Raw genomic sequence first — 16,930 nt, 5'->3', positions numbered from 1 at the left:
CGAAAGAAAAAGACCAAGGTACTAAATCTAATTGACAGACTTGTGAATTACAAGGCATCAGTCTGCTTATTTATAAAGAATCTCTGTGTTCCGTTTGATAATAACCTTGCGGAACGTGATTTGCGCATGATTAAGGTTAAAACCAAGGTCTCAGGATGTTTTCGCAGTGAGGAAGGCGCACAGGAATATCTTACAATCATGAGCTATATTGGGACTGCTCATAAGCATGGAATAAATGCTTTTACAGCAATCAGAGAAGCCCTTTTAGGGAATTCCGATATCATCTTTAACTAATGGAGTTCTGAACAGTTACCATCGAGGTAAATAAAATAATCGCAGTCATGGTAAATAAAGCGGTCAATAATTCCGCTCATCAATTTTTCTTTGTTGATATTTTTCAGTAAAATGTAGATGGTATCCGGTTGCTTTGCCGATGCGGTAGTCAAAATCATTTCACTCCATTCATAGACAAATTCTTTGACGAGAGAACGAAATTCCATACGTTTACTCTCCACACCACTGTGATAAAATTCTCGCAGTGCATCTAATGAGAGTGCTGCTTGAGCGGGATTCCGATCTTCCACCATGATGTTTTGAACTAAAAATGCGTCCAAAGCCTGATGATATGATAATACTTCCCCTTCTTTCATCACTCCAGTCGCATCGTAGAGGGCGGTGAATGTTTCCTCCTTAATATTGACAACCGTAATTCTGGCATAAGTCTGTTTTAAAAGGTCAAGCAGAATATCCTGCTTGGAGGAAAGTGTGTCTGCTGTTGTTAAATCGGATAGAAATGTATCGTCCATAAATACTCCTTTCAAAAAAAATCTATTGTAAAAATAGTAAGTCTGTTCTTGGCTTTAGAGAACGAAGATTATCTAATGTCAATTTTGTGTTTATTCTAACACAATTAATTTGTACTTTCCACTTATAAGATTTCAGAAGAATGATCATCCCTTGTAATATGGTACAAACCGGCACGAATACATTTTACCGAGGGGGTGTTAATCGGTTGAAATGTCGAGACTTTATGTATGTCGGTGAGGCTGTTGAGCAAATTACGGAGCGGGAGCATGCAGCGTTTTTGCTACAGCTTCAAAAATCAATCCTTGCTTCTTTGGAAAAAAGAGAGCTTTTAAACCACGCGCAGTATCAGCGCTGTGTCTGGGAAATTGAAAAGCAAAAAGGAGAAGTTTGATGTCGATCGAAAAATATGTAAACTTGAATGAAGAAAGAAAAATACAGAATACGAAAAGAAAAGTTGCGGCATACTGCCGTGTCTCTACTGATAATGAAGATCAGGCTAATTCGTTCGAAAGTCAACAGCGTTATTTCAGACAGTATATTGAACGCAATCCGGATTGGGAACTGTTTGAGGTTTTTGCCGATGAATAGAACCTCATATTGATACAATAATACAGGGTTTCTGCCCTCTAATATATGCAAAAACGGCTCTCAAGAGTGTGATTTTCACTCCGAGAGCCGTTTTTATTCCTATATTCCGTTTTTGTGGTTCACTGGGGTATGCTCGCCTGCGTATACCCTTGGCGAAAGAATGTACACCCTTGCAATAAAAGCGTATACCCTTTGGAGAAGATGCGTATACCCCCAAAGGCAAAGTCAAAAGGTTTCGTATTCACTTTTTGTGGTTTTCTTGCCTTTGGACATCACCAGCTGTGCAAATCATTATTCGACAGCTGGATTTATCCTTGTAATTTCTTTCTTTTCAAGTATCTTTTCAACTTGATTATTCTGTCTTCGGTGTCAGTACCGCTATCGTCTTGCGAAATATCCACTCGGTCAAGTTCTACCTCATCCTCGCCGTCCAGTTTGCAGAGAAGATAGGCGGCATTTTCACAATAAATATACTGTTCTCCATATTCCAGAAATTGCCCCATTTCATCCCTTGAGAGATGGGCATCGTCAGCAGCTTTAAGATAAGGCATATAGGTGTTCTGAGACCATTGCGATTTCGTTTGCATGATAGAGAACAGATACGGATTTTCTTCCAATTTGCTATTGCTCAATTTTCCAAAACTGCCTGGTCTGAATAGCGGATATTTCACATAATAATACCGCCAAGGATAGTTTTTGCTGTTCTCACATTCTGTAGTGAAAGCAGTAGCAATGCCTTCAAGGATATCATCAGTGAAGGTTTCGTTGGTAGAGAGCAGCTGAACCAGAATATTCTTGGTGTTATCGAATCCAGCATTTGCGCTCTTGTGGAACAGTTCATCCCAAGCAAGCTGCAGACTCTTTGAAGCAAACTGATGTCTCCATTTGTTTCGTTCCTGCTGACCATAGTTTCCTGTTGCCATCAATGCACAATCAATCTTGTCCCAACTACAGGTGAATAGCGATGCAAATCGGTCTGCATAAGTAAGGTTTTCAAGACCAATGATGCTGATTTGACCTTTAAGCATTGGGTGGTCTTCCAATTCAAATAATGTATCTGCAGACTTTGGATGATCTGCGAGGAATGCGATTTTTTCTTTTTCCTCCTGCAACTGGTTTACATTAAAGTTGTTTTCAACTGTATCATCAATTGTTCCGGTAAGGATAATAGCATCAACCTCTGAAAGAATAGCTGGGATTCTATTTCGGTCAATTCTGTCGCTGACCTCATCTTCAGAATTCTGAATCAGGTTATTTACAATTCTAATCCTGCGGGAATACTCACCCTGCGACACCTCGGCTTGGTGTTGTAAATACACCGTAATCGCATACAGAAGGACAATACGGTTCAATGGGAATTGACGTGTCCGCCCGGTTTTGTCAGAATATGAGTGCAGGCAATCTTCGAAAATATCAATGATATAACGAGAATCGACAATGATTTTGCCGGGTTCGTGTTGACTACTCATAAACGATGTTAAAAACTCGGAAGGATTAGAAAAACCATCAATGTAGCACCAACAATCGAAGAAGGCTTCAAGTGTTGCAATGTTAGCTATGACATTTTTGTTAGAAACAGAAAAATACTGCTGCAACAAATCAAATTCATCACTGCTATAACCCTGCGGTGATTGACCATTTCTGTAACAGATAATATCACAGATAAATTTGAAGTACCGCAGGAACTCATCATCAGTAATATTGTCATCGCTATTGCCGTTGCCTCCATCCCTGTATCGCCACAGCAAATCCGTCCAGGTTCTATCAATCTTATCAATGATTGTCACAGCGCGCTGCTCGTCTATTGCTCGAATGTTACGCTCCAGTTCAGCTTTAAAATGCTCAAACAATGTAAGCGGCTTTCCACGGGAATTCATCTTGATATAAAGCTCATCCGTTAATCCCATGTCCTTTATCGGAAGAAAGTAGAAGGTAATGGTTTTATCGGAGAGTTTATTCCAAATGTCCGGCACATCCTTGAACTGTTCATCGATGGCATCCAGCATGACAAGCATAGAGCTGATGGTTGGGTCTTTCTTCCAGTCCAGAGGAAACCATGCCTGATTGATGATTTCTTCGGAAATCTTTTTGCTGAAAGATGGATTAAACTTCACCAGCTCGGAACAGAAGTAGCGCACACTATAGCGGGTTTCATAGCTGAACATCTTCAAAAAAGCATACTTTTCTGCAGAGATATTCTGTTTTTTAGCGGCGTACCAGTGGAGCAGAAAGAGGGTGGTTAATCGCTGCTGACCGTCTAAAGGGGTCATTGTTCCGTTTGCATCAATATCACCATAAACAAAATCAAGAGTGACAGGTTCCTTTGTTATGGCATCATACAGAGAAGAAAGGAAGCGGTCTCTGACTCTGTTTATATCGGAGTCAATTCTGCCTTGCGCATAATCACGCTGAATGAGCGGAATTGCAATCTTCTTTAAGAGAACCTTGTCACCGCCAACATCGAATTCTGTTTCAAAAATATCCATAAAGGAATGGAGTGTTGTACCCATTATGCTTCCTCCTTTTCCAAAGTAATCGGCTCAGATAGATAATCTGCAAGTACCGTATTGATTGCCTGGACATAAGCAACGCGGTCAGCTTGTCCCCAAAAGTGAAGCTGATTTTCGGCAGACGGGGTGTAGTATTTCAAAAAAACCATCTTCGTGCAGAATGGTATGTATTGCCCCTTTTTGTCCATTTCAACGATGACATTTCGTTTTACATCGAAGGTTGCATTATTCAGTGCTGCATTATCGCTTATGTCGAGCAACGCAAGATTGGCAATGGAATGAAGATATTCGGTATTCCCTGATACAGAGAGCAGACTGATCACTTTCTGCTGAAGATTATCAAATTCCGCACGTTCAAGTTTTGCGTTGTCAATTGCGTTTTGCATGGATTGAATCAGTTCGTCCTGCTTATCGCTGACTGCCTCGACAGAGGGAATATGCAGCTTCAGCCATTCCTTCCAAACTTCCTGTGTTCGCATACCTTCGGATTGCTGTGCATGAATATGCTCCAAGCTCCAGGAAACCTTGCTGCCCTTGCTGTACTTGAACTTGTCGAATGGGAACCACTGCGTATGTTCACCGTTCTGGCGCACAGATTCCACGTTGAATAGGAGCAGAAGAGTGCTGATTTTTTTATAATCCAGAGGTTTTTCATAACTTAATTCTGAGTAATTACCAGAAATATGAATGCTGGATTTTATGTAATCATCCAAAAGTGCATTGAATGCATCCTTGGTTTTATTTTCTGATAATTCAAAAATCTGATGAAGTGTCATGCCAGAGGCAATCAGATATCCGATTTTATGGTATAATTCATGGTTTTCAAACCAATCCTTTAGAATGAGGAAGGTTTGCTGAATCTTTCGCCAGATTTCATCGAGAGATTGTTCCTTCTGCATTTCATCGAATCGGAAGAAGGTATAATATTTTTCTCTTGTGTTTTCTTGCTTTCCGGCAATCAAATCAAGCACAAGGTCAATGCGGGTCTGGTACTGATTCTTTGTGCTGTTAGTGAGAAAGTACCACAGGGAGTCGTTGTGAAGTTCCTTTTCCATGTTATCCCACTGTAAGGATATTTCTTCCTGCTTTTCCCTGTCCATGTTATCGGCACTGTCATGGCTCAAGAACATAGCCTTTACAAGTTCAGCACTGGTGAGCGGTATCTTGCCGATATTCAGTCGAGTGAACAGAGAAATTGCATCCTCATTTTCTCCGACTTCGTACCAGATGATTTTCACATACTTTACCAGATATCCATAGATATCATCGGCTACTACTACACTGTCGGTCTGGGCATTGAACCAGTTATCGATTGCTTTATATGCACCATAGATGTGATAAAAGTCAATGTTGCTGTCAGCCAGTGCCTCATCAATATGATCAAGATAATCAGCAGATTTCTCACGGGTTTTATAGGACAGCTTATATTTCAATGCAATTCTCGGTTTGAACTCACGCTTAATATATTGAAGCAGAATAAAAAGTGTTGTAAGACGTTGCTGACCATCTATCAATTCAAATCTATCTCCATCCCGGCGAATCACAACGGGCTGCAGGCAATAGTTTTTATTTCCATTTGTATATACATCTTCAAGAAGTCGTGTCACTTCGTCTTTGCCCCAACGGTATCCGCGCTGATAGGAAGGAACGAAAAATTCTCCAGTGACTTCTCCGACTAATTTGGTATCCAGAATTATTTCATCATTCATCTATTTTTTATCTCCCTTATTCCGTTTCCATAACGCTATCTGTCCACAATTCGCACTGGGTCATAACTGTCTGGACAGCATCATCCATGCCATCCGGTGGATATTTGTGGCGTTTTAAGAGTCGCTTGATTAGAGTACGCATTTTCGCACGAGCCGTTTCCTTGCGCTGCCAGTCAATCGTCTTGTTCTTACGGAGCGTGTCTGCCAGTTCTTTTGTGATAGCAATGAGTTCTTCGTTTTGATAGAAATCTTTAATTGCCTGTGGCTTAGTGAGTGCATCATAGAATGCCAGTTCATCTGCTGTCAAGCCAAGCTGCTGACCTTCTTCGTGTGCCTCTGCCAGCTGCTTCGCAAGTTTGAGCATTTCTGCGATTACTTCCTCGTTGGTAAGCATTCCGTTCAGATAGGAGTTGATAGCTTTTTGCATAATCTCGCTGAATTTTTCTGATTTTACAACATTGGTTCTACGGTAAATAGAAACCTGCTCTGCAATCAGCTTTTTAAGCAGTTCAACAGCAAGATTTTTCTCCTTCATACGGCTGATTTCTTCCAGAAACTTTGGGTCAAACAGTGAAAATTCTTCCTGTGCATCAGAGAATAGGTTAATAACACCATCGCTCTTAATGCTCTGTTTCAGCAATTCGTTAATGCGGGCATTCATCTCTGGAAGGGAAATTTTTCTGCCTGTTCCGGCATTGGTAAGACGCATAACCAAAACACGAACCGATTCAAAGAAAGCTGCTTCAAATCTGTCTTTCTCACATACAAGAGAAGAACAGAGGGAGAGTGCCTGATGGAGCAGAAGTGCTTCCTTAACAAAGGTTTCTTTTTCTGTTTGCTTTTCACGGGCAATGATGAAGTTGACGGCACCACTGATGGACTTGGCTCTTTCGAGGTCGGTTCCTGTGGTGAATTTACTATAGTCAAAGCCGTGGAACATATCACGGCAAACACCCAGCTTTTCAATGAACTTCGGATAGGCAACCTTGGCAACATCGGTATCACCATAGTTTTTCTTGTCACGAGTTGTGTAATCATTCATTGCCTGTTTTAGTGCAGCGGCTATGCCTACATAATCAACAACCAGTCCACCTTCCTTATCACGGAAAACACGATTGACACGAGCGATGGCCTGCATGAGATTGTAACCGTTCATTGGTTTGTATACATACATCGTGGCAAGTGAAGGAACATCAAAGCCTGTCAGCCACATATCTACTACAATGGCAATTTTCAAAGGACTATTATTGTCCTTGAATTTCTTTGCCAGTTCATTCTTGTGGTGCTTGTTCCCAACAATATCATGCCATTCTTCCGGGTCATTGTTGCCGGAGGTCATAACGATGCCAACTTTTTCTGTCCAGCCCGGACGCAATTCCAAAATGCGTTTATATATTTTCATCGCAATCGGACGAGAGTAGGCTACTATCATAGCCTTTCCTGTCAGCAGTCCTTCACGATAATTTTCATAGTGGTCGAGAATATCGCACACAAGTGAATTGATGGTATTGTCATTGCCAAGAACGGCATCCATCTGTCCCAGTGTGCATTTGCTCTTTTCGATAACTTCCGGGTCTGCATTATTCGACATAATGTCATACTCGGCATCAATCATTCTCAGCGTAGCCTCATCAAGGTTCAGCTTAATGACACGGCTTTCATAATAAACAGGGCGGGTTGCTCCATCCTCAACAGCTTGGGTCATATCGTAAATATCGATATAGTTCCCGAATACTTCACGGGTGCTGCGGTCTTTAGAAGAGATTGGTGTTCCTGTAAAACCGATGTATGTAGCGTTAGGCAAGCTGTTTCTAATGATACGGGCTGTGCCGACAACTCGCTTTGCGACTTCTTCGCCATCTTCATTGGTAGTCAGCTTGATTTTTTCTGTTAAGCCATACTGCCCACGATGTGCTTCATCAGCCATTACGATGATATTTCTGCGTTCAGATAGTGCTTCATTTGATTCTTCGAATTTCTGCATCGTGGTAAAGATAATACCGTTTGCCTGTCTGCCTGCAAGTAACTCACTCAGATTTTCACGGCTCTGCGCGTGCATTGGGTCTTGTCGCAAGAAGTCCTTACACTTTGCGAACTGACCGAACAGCTGGTCATCTAAATCATTTCTATCCGTCAGCACAACAATGGTAGGGCTATCCAATGCTTCTTGCAGCAAATGGGCATAGAATACCATAGACAGGGATTTTCCACTGCCTTGTGTATGCCAGAACACACCGCCTTTACCGTCTGTTTTGGTAGCGTGTTTTGTGGATTCGACTGCTTTATTTACAGCAAAATACTGATGGTATCCTGCTAAAATCTTAAACGAATTTATCCCTTCATTGGAAAAGCAGATGAAGTTTTTGATAATATCCAGCAATCGTTCCTTCTGAAACATTCCCTCGAAGAAAGTATCAAACTGCGCATATTGTGTATTTTCATAGCTGCCATCAACTGTTTTCCACTCCATGAAACGGTCTTCGCCGGAGGTAATCGTTCCAGCTTTTGAGGTCATTTGGTCACTCATAACACAGATGGCGTTATAGATGAAAATGGACGGGATTTCTTTCATGTAATTGCGAAGCTGACGGTATGCGGCAGAGGCATCCGTTTCTTCTCTGGATGGAGATTTCAGTTCAACAATTACAACGGGAAGCCCATTTACAAACAGCAAAACATCGGGACGCTTATTGCTGTTTTCAACAAATGTCCACTGATTTGCTACGATGAAAGAGTTATTATCGGGATTTTTATAATCCACGAGGTAGACGATAGAAGAGCGTTCCTCACCTTTGACAAAAAAGCGTACAGGAATACCATTTTGCAGGAAATCCATAAAGACAGCATTCTTCTGCACAAGTTCACCGTTTTCAAAATTCTTCAGCTTAAAAAGGGCATCGGAAATTGCGTCCTCCGGCAGAGAGGGGTTCAAACGGTGGAGAGAGGACAGCAGTTCTTCCTCATAGAGAGGATTGTTGAACTCACGCTCCACATCGGGACCGTATAAATAGGTGTAGCCCATATTGCGGAATAATTCGACTACAGAATTTTCATAATCCGCCTCAGTGTATAATCCTGACATAGTATTCGCTCCTTTACTTTAGTATTTTAGTTCGCTTGCGGTACGGTGTAAACAAGAATTTAGAGCAACAAGCTCAGGCAATATTTGATAATATGTTTCCTAATATCTCTAGTGGTGAAAAAACTATCGGAGATAGTATTACACCCAAAAGAGGTAAAGGTTTATTATCCAAAAACGCTGTATTTGGAAATGTTCCAGTAGTTGCTGGCGGTTTAGAACCATCAACTTACCACAATAGTTCTAATACCGTTGCACCTGTTCTTGCTATATCTGCTTCAGGTGCAAATGCAGGGTATGTTAGCTTATGGAATATACCCATCTGGTCATCTGACTCATCTTTCATTGATAGTGCTATGACAGACGATGTCTATTTTTGGTATGTACTACTCAAAAAAAGACAGAAAGAAATCTATGACGCTCAAACAGGTTCCGCACAACCACATATTTATCCTCAACATATAGCTTCAATGCTGATATGTGACCTGAATTTTGATGTAGTTCACAATTATACATCTGTTGTAACTCCTATTTTTGAAATGATAGGTCACAACAAAGATGAGAATATACGATTGGCTACAGCGCGTGATACCTTATTACCTAAATTGATGTCTGGTGAACTCGATGTTTCCAACATTACTATTTAAGCCGCTAAATTCTTGTTTATGCGAGCATTTTCTTCAATTTTTCTATCCAATGTATCCAAAACAGATCCGATTGCTTTTTGCTCTTCGTACGAAGCTGGAATGCGTACACCGATATTTTTCATAGTATTGCCTGATACTTCCTTGAATGTTGTGCCACTTCCCATATTTTCAATATTATCTTTATTGTACTTCAATAGGTAGTATAAAAATAAATAATCAGTATTTTCATTCGGAATGACACTCTTAAATCCTTGATTTGTACAGACTTCTCTATCAGCAATAGCAACATAACCTATAGGTGCTCTCGAGGTAAATAGAATTGTATGGCGGGGCATTAACTGTGCTGAACAGTTCTTTAACCCTACTTCAGTAATATTTCTGCTACCATATGTAATAAATCTACCTGTAAAATTTGACAAATCCTTAGGCGTAATCCATGAAATGTTACCATTTTCATAATATTCGGTTTTCTTTGTTGATGGCGTAGCACCACCAACAACAGTTCCTATATCTCCAATTGTACAGTCTTTCCATTCTCCCATTATCTTACCTCTCTATCCAATAAATTTTCTATGAGCAATTTTAACATTGCTCTGCTTGACCATTGCATATTGCAAAGTCGTATCTATCCTTTGATGCCCTAAAAGCTGTTGCAGCTGTTCAATAGGCATTCCCTTATCAATTGCCATTGTAGCAAGTGTTCTTCGGAATTTATGCGGGTGCATTTTATGAATGCCCAACTGCCTTCCAAGGCTTCGCAGTCTTACCTCGACACCACCAATCTGCAATCGCTTGTATGGTGCTTTCAGCGAAACGAAAAGTGCGGGGGTATCATCGGTTCGGCTGTCCAGATAGTTCTGCAAGTGTATTTTTGCTCTGGCATCGAAGTACACCATGCGTTCCTTGCTGCCTTTACCGAACACAACGCATTCCCGCTCATCAAAATTGATATCCTCACGATTTAGGAGAACCAGTTCACCTACACGCATACCCGTTGATGCAAGCATATCAATCAATGCTAAATCTCGCAGTTCTTCGCAGCTATCACGCATGGTTTCCAAGTTCTCATCGGTGTAGGTTTCTTTTATCGTCAGTGCTGATTTCACCTTATGTATGCGGCGAACTGGACTTTTTATAATGTAGTCCTCATCCTCCAACCACGAAAAGAAGCTGGAAAGAATTCTGCGAATATTATCAATCGTCACTTTGCTGGACTGCTTTTCCTTTTGATATTCGGTGAGATAGGAGCGGAGGTCATCTGTTTCAATGGTCTGGACACCTTTTCCTACCTTTGCCAGCATGGTTTCAATCGTTGTTTTATAATAACTCAGCGACTTTTCAGAACAGCCTTCTATGCGTTTTGCGGCAAGGAAAGCGTCTAAAAGTTTCGCATTGGGTGTTATGGTATCCTCGGACACCGTGTCTGTAATTTCTTTGCTGAAGAGGGTATGCTCCAACACCTTCTGTAGTTTTGCAAGCTGGGCATTGTTAAGGGTGCCAAGCATTCCCTGTATAATTTCTGTGATTAGTTTCTGTTTCATAGTCATTTCTCCTTTTCAAAATCGAGAATGACTAAGGAGTGGCAGTCCCTCAGTTCAACTCCTGCCACTCACAGGGGTTATTGGTATAGCTTAAACAAGAATTTAGCGGCTTAGAGGTCGAGGTTGGAGACATCAAGTTCACCGGACATCAGTTTCGGTAATAACGAATCACGGATTTGAGCAAGATTTTCATTTTCAAATTCATTTGCTTGTATTGCTTCGGTGAGACTCTTGAATATTGGCATATATTCTGTGAATGTTTGCTCGTTGTATATGAACTCAAACTTTGCTAAATCATTCATTACGATATACGGAATTGCAGAGCCACGAGTTCCGCCCATAATTTTCTTGCTGAGTTCTAATTTTACAAACCAATAAAGAGGAAATATGAACTCTGGATTTACATTATCAAGCAGCGTACAAGCATATGTTCTCTGGTATAAGTCAAATTTGCCACTATAAAAGCGTGTTCGACCTGTATATGCCCCATTACCCGAAACAATGATAGCGTTTCCGTCATAAATGTAGCTATCAATTTGCAAAGCTTCAGGAGCACAAGTAAAGAATTTATATTTTCCACCATCCACAGATGCATTAGCGTTCTTTTTGCCAGTGAAAATAGAGCAATATTCATCAAGTGTAACCAGTTTGCCTTGCGTTCCTGACTTGGGTGAAAAGAATGACTGGTACAAAGCATCTGCTTGCTGTTCTAAATTCTTGTTTATGTTCTGATTAAGTTCAATTTTATCGTCTATGCTTTGCAAAATGCTTGAAATATTTTTTTGCGTATTCAAATCAAATACTGGTACTGGATATTGCATTATTGAGGTTTTATCACCTCTTGGCATTTTTGTTCCCTTTGAGGTTGCCATTGAATAAGTGAAAAACTCGTCATTTGCAAGGACATAATATAAAAAGCTTGCATCTGTGTTTTTTTTAGCTGCAAAAACTAAAACATCATTGGAACAGCCACCATTAAACTTCGCTTGCCATATTTTTTTGAAATATGGACGAATATTCGAAACAAGAACATCACCAACTTTGTATTCTTGCGTTAAATCAACAGTAGGAAGAGAACTCGCTGTTGTAATTCCTCCTCGATTGGGTATCATGTTTTCCGTAGAAATATATGTACCTTTATCAAGCGTACTTACATCTGTCTTTCCTTTCCGAAAGGAGCAAATATCAGATAAATTATATTTCATACCCAATCGCCCCCAATTTCTTACGGATTTCATCTTCGAGTTCATGGGACTTGGCGAACATATCGGAGAGTTCAGAAGTCAGGCGGGTCATTTTTTCTTCAAACGGCTCTCCATCATCTTCCTGTTCCTCTATGCCGACATAACGACCCGGTGTGAGAATATAATCCTGTTTTTCGATGGTCTGCAAATCGGCAACAGCACAGAAGCCTTTGACATCTTCCAGTGTTCCATCTTGGAAGGAGGAGAAGGTATCTGCCAATGTCTGAATATCCTCATCAGTAAAATCCCTGTGCTTGCGGTCAACCATATAACCCATTTTGCGGGCATCAATGAACAGCGTTTTACCTTTTTGCTTCTTATTCTTGCTGATGAACCACAAGGTTACCGGGATAGTAACGCTGTAGAACAGTTGGGTAGGCAGTGCAACAATTCCTTCTACGAGGTCAGCATTGATGATATTCTTTCTGATTTCACCTTCGCCGGAGGACTGGGTGGATAATGCCCCGTTTGCAAGCACCAGACCGAGTTTTCCGTTTGGTGCGAGATGGTGAATCATATGCTGAATCCATGCGTAGTTGGCATTTCCAGCAGGCGGAGTACCGTATTTCCAACGGACATCTTCCTTTAGCTTGTCCTGCCCCCAGTTAGAAAGGTTAAACGGAGGATTGGCCATAATGAAATCCGCACGGAGATTTGCGTGTAAATCGTTAAAAAATGTATCCGCTTGATATGGTCCGAAATCAGCATCGATACCACGGATTGCCATATTCATTTTTGCCATTTTCCATGTATCAGCATTGGATTCCTGCCCATAAACGGAGATGCTGCGGCGATTGCCACTATGTGCCTGAATGAATTTTACACTCTGCACGAACATCCCGCCAGAACCACAACAGGGGTCATATACACGGCAGTTGTCAAATGGTTTTAGTATTGAAACGATGGTTTTTACGATACTGGAAGGAGTATAAAATTCTCCGCCCTTTACACCCTCGTATGCAGCGAACTGAGCGATGCAGTATTCATAAGTACGGCCGAGCAGGTCTTTTCCATCTTCCGTATCGCTCATGTCCATATTGGTAAAAAGGTCTACGACATCGCCCAACACTCGTTTGTCAAGGTCTGGACTTGCATAGTTCTTCGGCAAAACATTCTTTAATGTCTTGTTCTCGGCTTCGATTTCTCGCATGGCTTCATCAATAACTGTTCCGATTTCAGGGGTGTGAGCAGCGGCAGAAATAGCACTCCATCTTGCTTTTTCTGGAACGAAGAAGATGTTTTCTCCCAGATATTCATCTCTATCTTCCTCGAAACCTTCGCCTTCCGCTTTGAGTTCCTCATATCGTTTTTCAAAGGTGCTGGAAATATAGCGTAGGAATATCAATCCTACGATTACTTTTCTGTATTCAGCAGCTGGAATGTGTCCCCACAAAACGCAGGCGGCATCCCATATTTGTTTTTCAAAGCCTATTGTGGCATTGTTCTTTTCAGCCATTTATCTTTCCTCCATTATTTAATTTCCCACACAAAGGTGGCAGTATCCGTTGTTTCTATATCATCGGGTTCAATTTCAATAGAGCGTTCCATCATTGGAGCAGCCATACATTCATCTGCCATATCATAGCGAGTGTGAGAGTAGATATCTAATTCACCCCAGTTGTAGTCAATAGCCATCAATTGTCCAAGTTCAACGCCGGATGCCTCACATAATATTTCTGCCTTGCGTTTGGCATTCACTGTTGCCGACCGCAGCATTTCTTCGTTGATTGCGGTAGCATCTTTTACGGTAAAACGAATGGACAGTTCAGGATTTGAAATGCATCCGCTGATGGCGGAAAGTGCGGTCGCAAGACGATTGGTGTCGAAGTCAAACGCCAGTTTCAAGTCTTGGATGACTTTATAGCCATTGAATACTCTATGGTAGTTTCCGTTGCAGTCTTTTTCGCTATTATAATCTGTTTCTATATTAAAGTTGGTAGTCTTCAAATCGGCTTTATCAAATCCGAGTGATACCAGTGTTTCGGTCAAATGCTGTATCCGAAGAGAAGCGGAGTGCATGGTTTCTTCGTAATCCATGTTTTGAGATACTAAATGCATGGAAAGAACCACATAATCCGGTTTTGCGAATGCTTTACCAATTCCTTTAACAGTAATTGTTCTTGGCATAGATATAACCTCCATTTTGTTGTTTTTGATACTGCCACATTTCCATTATAAAGGAATGGCTGTACCATAATCAGGACTTATTCGTCCTTTATCGTATCTAAAATATCATCAATCGTGCAATCCAATGCCTCACAGATACGCAACAGAACATCGGTTGTGATGTTATCGCCTTTGCCAAGTTTCGCAACAGAAGCAGAACTGATACCCGCAATCTCCTGCAAGTCTTTTCGTTTCATGTCTTTATCAATCAATATTTTCCATAATTTATTGTAGCTGATTCGCATTTCGCACCTCCTGTATTATTGGAATAAATCAAATAGGTTCTGACTCTTTGGGGTCTGTTTTTCAAGCAGTTTTTCCAGATATTCTCGTGCCTTATCATATTCTTCGTGGTAGGTGAAATACTCATCTTCCAATATAGCCACGAAATCAGAATACGTTTCACGGTCATTAAAGATGGTTTCAATTTCAAATGAATAATTGCAACCGACAACCTCCGGATCATCAAAGCCGCATTCATGGGTGTATTCCCAAGGAACATCATCTTTTTCAATCGTGTCACCATGATAGTCAGAGTCAAACTGCATATAGTCATCATCCAGTTGAACCCATTCACTTGTGATGAAATTATCTTCTTCTGGAAATTCGGTGAAAATGTGAACACCTTTAAATTTCATTATGGTAGCTATAAAGTTAAACAAAAAAGATTCTGATTCGTTTTCAGAGGAAGCGGAATCTCCACAATCATATTCGATGGTTGGATATATTTTCTGAAGAAAAGTCCAATAGCCGTCTTTGGCATTACATTCATCAAACAGTGCCTGCAAATATGGCAGAAACACATATTCTTCGATTTTCTCTGGAATCATGTCATATAGCATATTAAAGGTTTTGTCCTGATTGAAACGAGATTTCTTCCTTTCAAACATATCGCCTATAGCACCAAGGTTTTTATCTTTCTGTTTTGAAAAATACACGGCACAGAAGTATTCCTGAAATGAACGGTGCGTGAAGTGGTACTTCCTGCTTTCTTGGTACATCAAGCACATATTAGCAACCAAATCTGTGATGAAGTCAGTTGTGGTTGCCGGACTGTTATCCTTTTTTGGTTCAGTCATGCTCGTAAAATATCTATCAAAATCCTCATCGGTAAAATCAAAGCGTTCATCACAGTAGGTTCTTGCACAGAACTCCGAAAAATACTCGGAGAATCTGTCTGCGGTTACTCCTGTGCATAAGGCTCGTTTGTAGGCTCCCTTTGTGGCATCGTGTTTTTGAGAGAGTGTGAGATAAGCCTCCCTGTAGAAAATATGCATTTTTGATGGAACTTCCGCAAACTGCTCAAAGGTCATAAGCATAATAGTGAGCAGGAGTGGATTCTCTGTAAATTCTCTGTGGGTGCGATATAAATCATCGTCCAGCTTTTTACGGAAAACAGCTTTAATAGTCGGCTCATCTGGACGGAATTCCAATTTATCAATCAGCGATAATGCCTGCGATTTAGTAAAGGGTTGCAATTCAAAGACTGTAAATCGATTAAATGCGACAAAGGACATTGCAGGACGAGAGGATATGACAAACATATTATTAGAATACTTATCGGCAAATATATCCAATTTCTTTTCAAACAGCTTTCGCACATCACTGTGGATTTCGTCCAATCCATCAAAAAGTAATAAGCATTTTCCTTCTGATAATACATCTTCTAAATCTATACCACCGCCAAGAGCATCAAATTTTTCATATACATATTCGGTCAAATCATCATAAGAGGAATCGAAGTCCTTTAGTGGAATGAATATCGGTAATTTCTCTATAATAGGATACTGCTCGATGCAATCCAAGAGGAGATGTCGCATCATCATGGATTTTCCAAGACCACCTGTGCCTGTGATAATGACAAAGTTGGTGCAGTCACCTAATATATCTGCCGTAACATGATTGATGGTACGGAGTTCATAGGAATTTCTGCCTTTGTTTACCTTATAGGTAAGGGTGTTGCAAACATAAAAATCGTAGAATGGTCTTGGCACTTCAGAATAGAGCAACGTTTTTATAGTCTGGTATTTCTCCTGTGTGTTTTCCAGATATTCCGAGAAATCATCATCGCTCCTTGTTATGCCCAGTTCCGCTCCCGTAACAATAAACAGAGGGTCACCAGTTAGTTCCGGAGCAACATCAGGAAAAGGAAAAGAGAAGTTGTTTCTTACTTGTGCGTGACTACTGTTATCTGCCGGAGCGGAAGGCTTCTTACATGGCACGGAAGTTCCGTCATATATTTCGTCCAGTATCTGAAGAAATAAGTCCGTGCAGGCATAACCGAGGTTGTCATCTTTGTTAAAATCCGGGATTAGATTCTTGAATTCAGTTTCCATTGATAACTGGTTGCTATCACTTAAGCCGTTGATATGCTTTGCAAATTTATGTATATCAGCCATGCCTCTTGCTTTATGTGCTTTTGTTTTGGCAACACTCGTTTCCTTATAATAACGCTCTAAGGTATCTGCCTGAAGGTCATAAAATGGATTGATACATTCAGGCGAGTCTTTAATTAACGTATCAAAGAGAAAAACAAAGTAATCGGCTTTTTTTCTGCTGCCATCACTGTATTTATATAAGGTATTTACGAATTCGCTTAATAGCATATTTTATGCACCTCCATCATATTTCCGAGTTTT

At 40.7% G+C, this 16,930-nt stretch carries 15 protein-coding genes; 4 read left to right on the top strand and 11 right to left on the bottom strand.

Annotated elements, in window-relative coordinates:
* Positions 1-294 (top strand): IS66 family transposase (locus BUB85_RS02340; protein WP_143160647.1); only part of this gene is annotated, 294 nt, incomplete at its 5' end.
* Here the strand turns inward: BUB85_RS02340 and BUB85_RS02335 are convergent.
* On the bottom strand, positions 291-806 hold the full coding sequence (locus BUB85_RS02335) for a hypothetical protein (RefSeq protein WP_073104453.1): 516 nt from the start codon (positions 804-806) through the stop codon (positions 291-293). The genes BUB85_RS02340 and BUB85_RS02335 overlap by 4 nt on opposite strands.
* Positions 807-1,030: 224 nt before the next feature.
* Here BUB85_RS02335 and BUB85_RS21375 point away from each other — a divergent pair, with 224 nt between their 5' ends.
* Positions 1,031-1,198 carry a hypothetical protein gene (locus BUB85_RS21375; protein ID WP_159434605.1) on the top strand — a complete coding sequence of 56 codons (168 nt, stop codon included), beginning with the start codon at positions 1,031-1,033 and terminating at the stop codon, positions 1,196-1,198.
* Positions 1,198-1,395 (top strand): recombinase family protein, encoded by a 198-nt coding sequence (locus BUB85_RS02330; protein ID WP_073104451.1) that lies wholly within the window; start codon positions 1,198-1,200, stop codon positions 1,393-1,395. The genes BUB85_RS21375 and BUB85_RS02330 overlap by 1 nt, the downstream gene beginning before the upstream one ends.
* A gap of 308 nt (positions 1,396-1,703) precedes the next feature.
* On the opposite strand, the gene BUB85_RS02325 is transcribed toward BUB85_RS02330, so the two are convergent.
* From BUB85_RS02325 to BUB85_RS02315, 3 genes are read right to left on the bottom strand one after another with little or no spacing between them, the layout of a single operon-like run.
* The gene (locus BUB85_RS02325) at positions 1,704-3,905 is read right to left on the bottom strand and encodes a GmrSD restriction endonuclease domain-containing protein (RefSeq protein WP_084533882.1); all 2,202 of its coding nucleotides are present in this window, start codon (positions 3,903-3,905) and stop codon (positions 1,704-1,706) included.
* Positions 3,905-5,614 carry a DUF262 domain-containing protein gene (locus tag BUB85_RS02320; protein WP_073104450.1) on the bottom strand — a complete coding sequence of 570 codons (1,710 nt, stop codon included), beginning with the start codon at positions 5,612-5,614 and terminating at the stop codon, positions 3,905-3,907. The genes BUB85_RS02325 and BUB85_RS02320 overlap by 1 nt, the downstream gene beginning before the upstream one ends.
* A 16-nt stretch (positions 5,615-5,630) precedes the next feature.
* Positions 5,631-8,696 carry a type I restriction endonuclease subunit R gene (locus BUB85_RS02315; protein WP_073104448.1) on the bottom strand — a complete coding sequence of 1,022 codons (3,066 nt, stop codon included), beginning with the start codon at positions 8,694-8,696 and terminating at the stop codon, positions 5,631-5,633.
* Positions 8,697-8,788: 92 nt separating this feature from the next.
* Here BUB85_RS02315 and BUB85_RS02310 point away from each other — a divergent pair, with 92 nt between their 5' ends.
* A complete protein-coding gene (locus BUB85_RS02310; protein WP_073104446.1) occupies positions 8,789-9,340 on the top strand; it encodes a restriction endonuclease subunit S in 552 nt (183 codons plus the stop codon).
* On the opposite strand, the gene BUB85_RS02305 is transcribed toward BUB85_RS02310, so the two are convergent.
* The 7 genes from BUB85_RS02305 to BUB85_RS02275 all read right to left on the bottom strand — a co-directional run bounded on the left by BUB85_RS02305 (position 9,337) and on the right by BUB85_RS02275 (position 16,897).
* Complete coding sequence (locus tag BUB85_RS02305; protein ID WP_073104444.1) at positions 9,337-9,882, bottom strand: restriction endonuclease subunit S; 546 nt, start codon at positions 9,880-9,882, stop codon at positions 9,337-9,339. The genes BUB85_RS02310 and BUB85_RS02305 overlap by 4 nt on opposite strands.
* 12 nt (positions 9,883-9,894) lie before the next feature.
* Entirely contained in the window at positions 9,895-10,881 is a 987-nt protein-coding gene (gene xerA, locus BUB85_RS02300; RefSeq protein ID WP_073104442.1) for a site-specific tyrosine recombinase/integron integrase, read from the bottom strand.
* Positions 10,882-10,991: 110 nt separating this feature from the next.
* Positions 10,992-12,086: a restriction endonuclease subunit S gene (locus tag BUB85_RS02295; RefSeq protein ID WP_073104440.1), complete on the bottom strand. Its 1,095-nt coding sequence runs from the start codon at positions 12,084-12,086 to the stop codon at positions 10,992-10,994.
* The gene (locus BUB85_RS02290) at positions 12,076-13,581 is read right to left on the bottom strand and encodes a type I restriction-modification system subunit M (protein ID WP_073104438.1); all 1,506 of its coding nucleotides are present in this window, start codon (positions 13,579-13,581) and stop codon (positions 12,076-12,078) included. Before BUB85_RS02290 ends, BUB85_RS02295 begins: the two co-directional genes overlap by 11 nt.
* A 14-nt stretch (positions 13,582-13,595) precedes the next feature.
* Positions 13,596-14,252 (bottom strand): SIMPL domain-containing protein, encoded by a 657-nt coding sequence (locus tag BUB85_RS02285; RefSeq protein ID WP_073104436.1) that lies wholly within the window; start codon positions 14,250-14,252, stop codon positions 13,596-13,598.
* 77 nt (positions 14,253-14,329) lie between these two features.
* Positions 14,330-14,536: a helix-turn-helix domain-containing protein gene (locus BUB85_RS02280; RefSeq protein WP_073104434.1), complete on the bottom strand. Its 207-nt coding sequence runs from the start codon at positions 14,534-14,536 to the stop codon at positions 14,330-14,332.
* Positions 14,537-14,551: 15 nt separating this feature from the next.
* Entirely contained in the window at positions 14,552-16,897 is a 2,346-nt protein-coding gene (locus BUB85_RS02275) for an NACHT domain-containing protein (protein WP_073104431.1), read from the bottom strand.
* Positions 16,898-16,930: the final 33 nt, after the last annotated feature.

It is taken from the genome of Hespellia stercorisuis DSM 15480, assembly GCF_900142165.1.
GTDB classification, from domain to species: Bacteria; Bacillota; Clostridia; order Lachnospirales; family Lachnospiraceae; genus Hespellia; species Hespellia stercorisuis.
The sequence above is the reverse complement of the archived record's forward strand: the minus strand, read 5'-3'. Positions and strand labels throughout refer to the sequence as shown.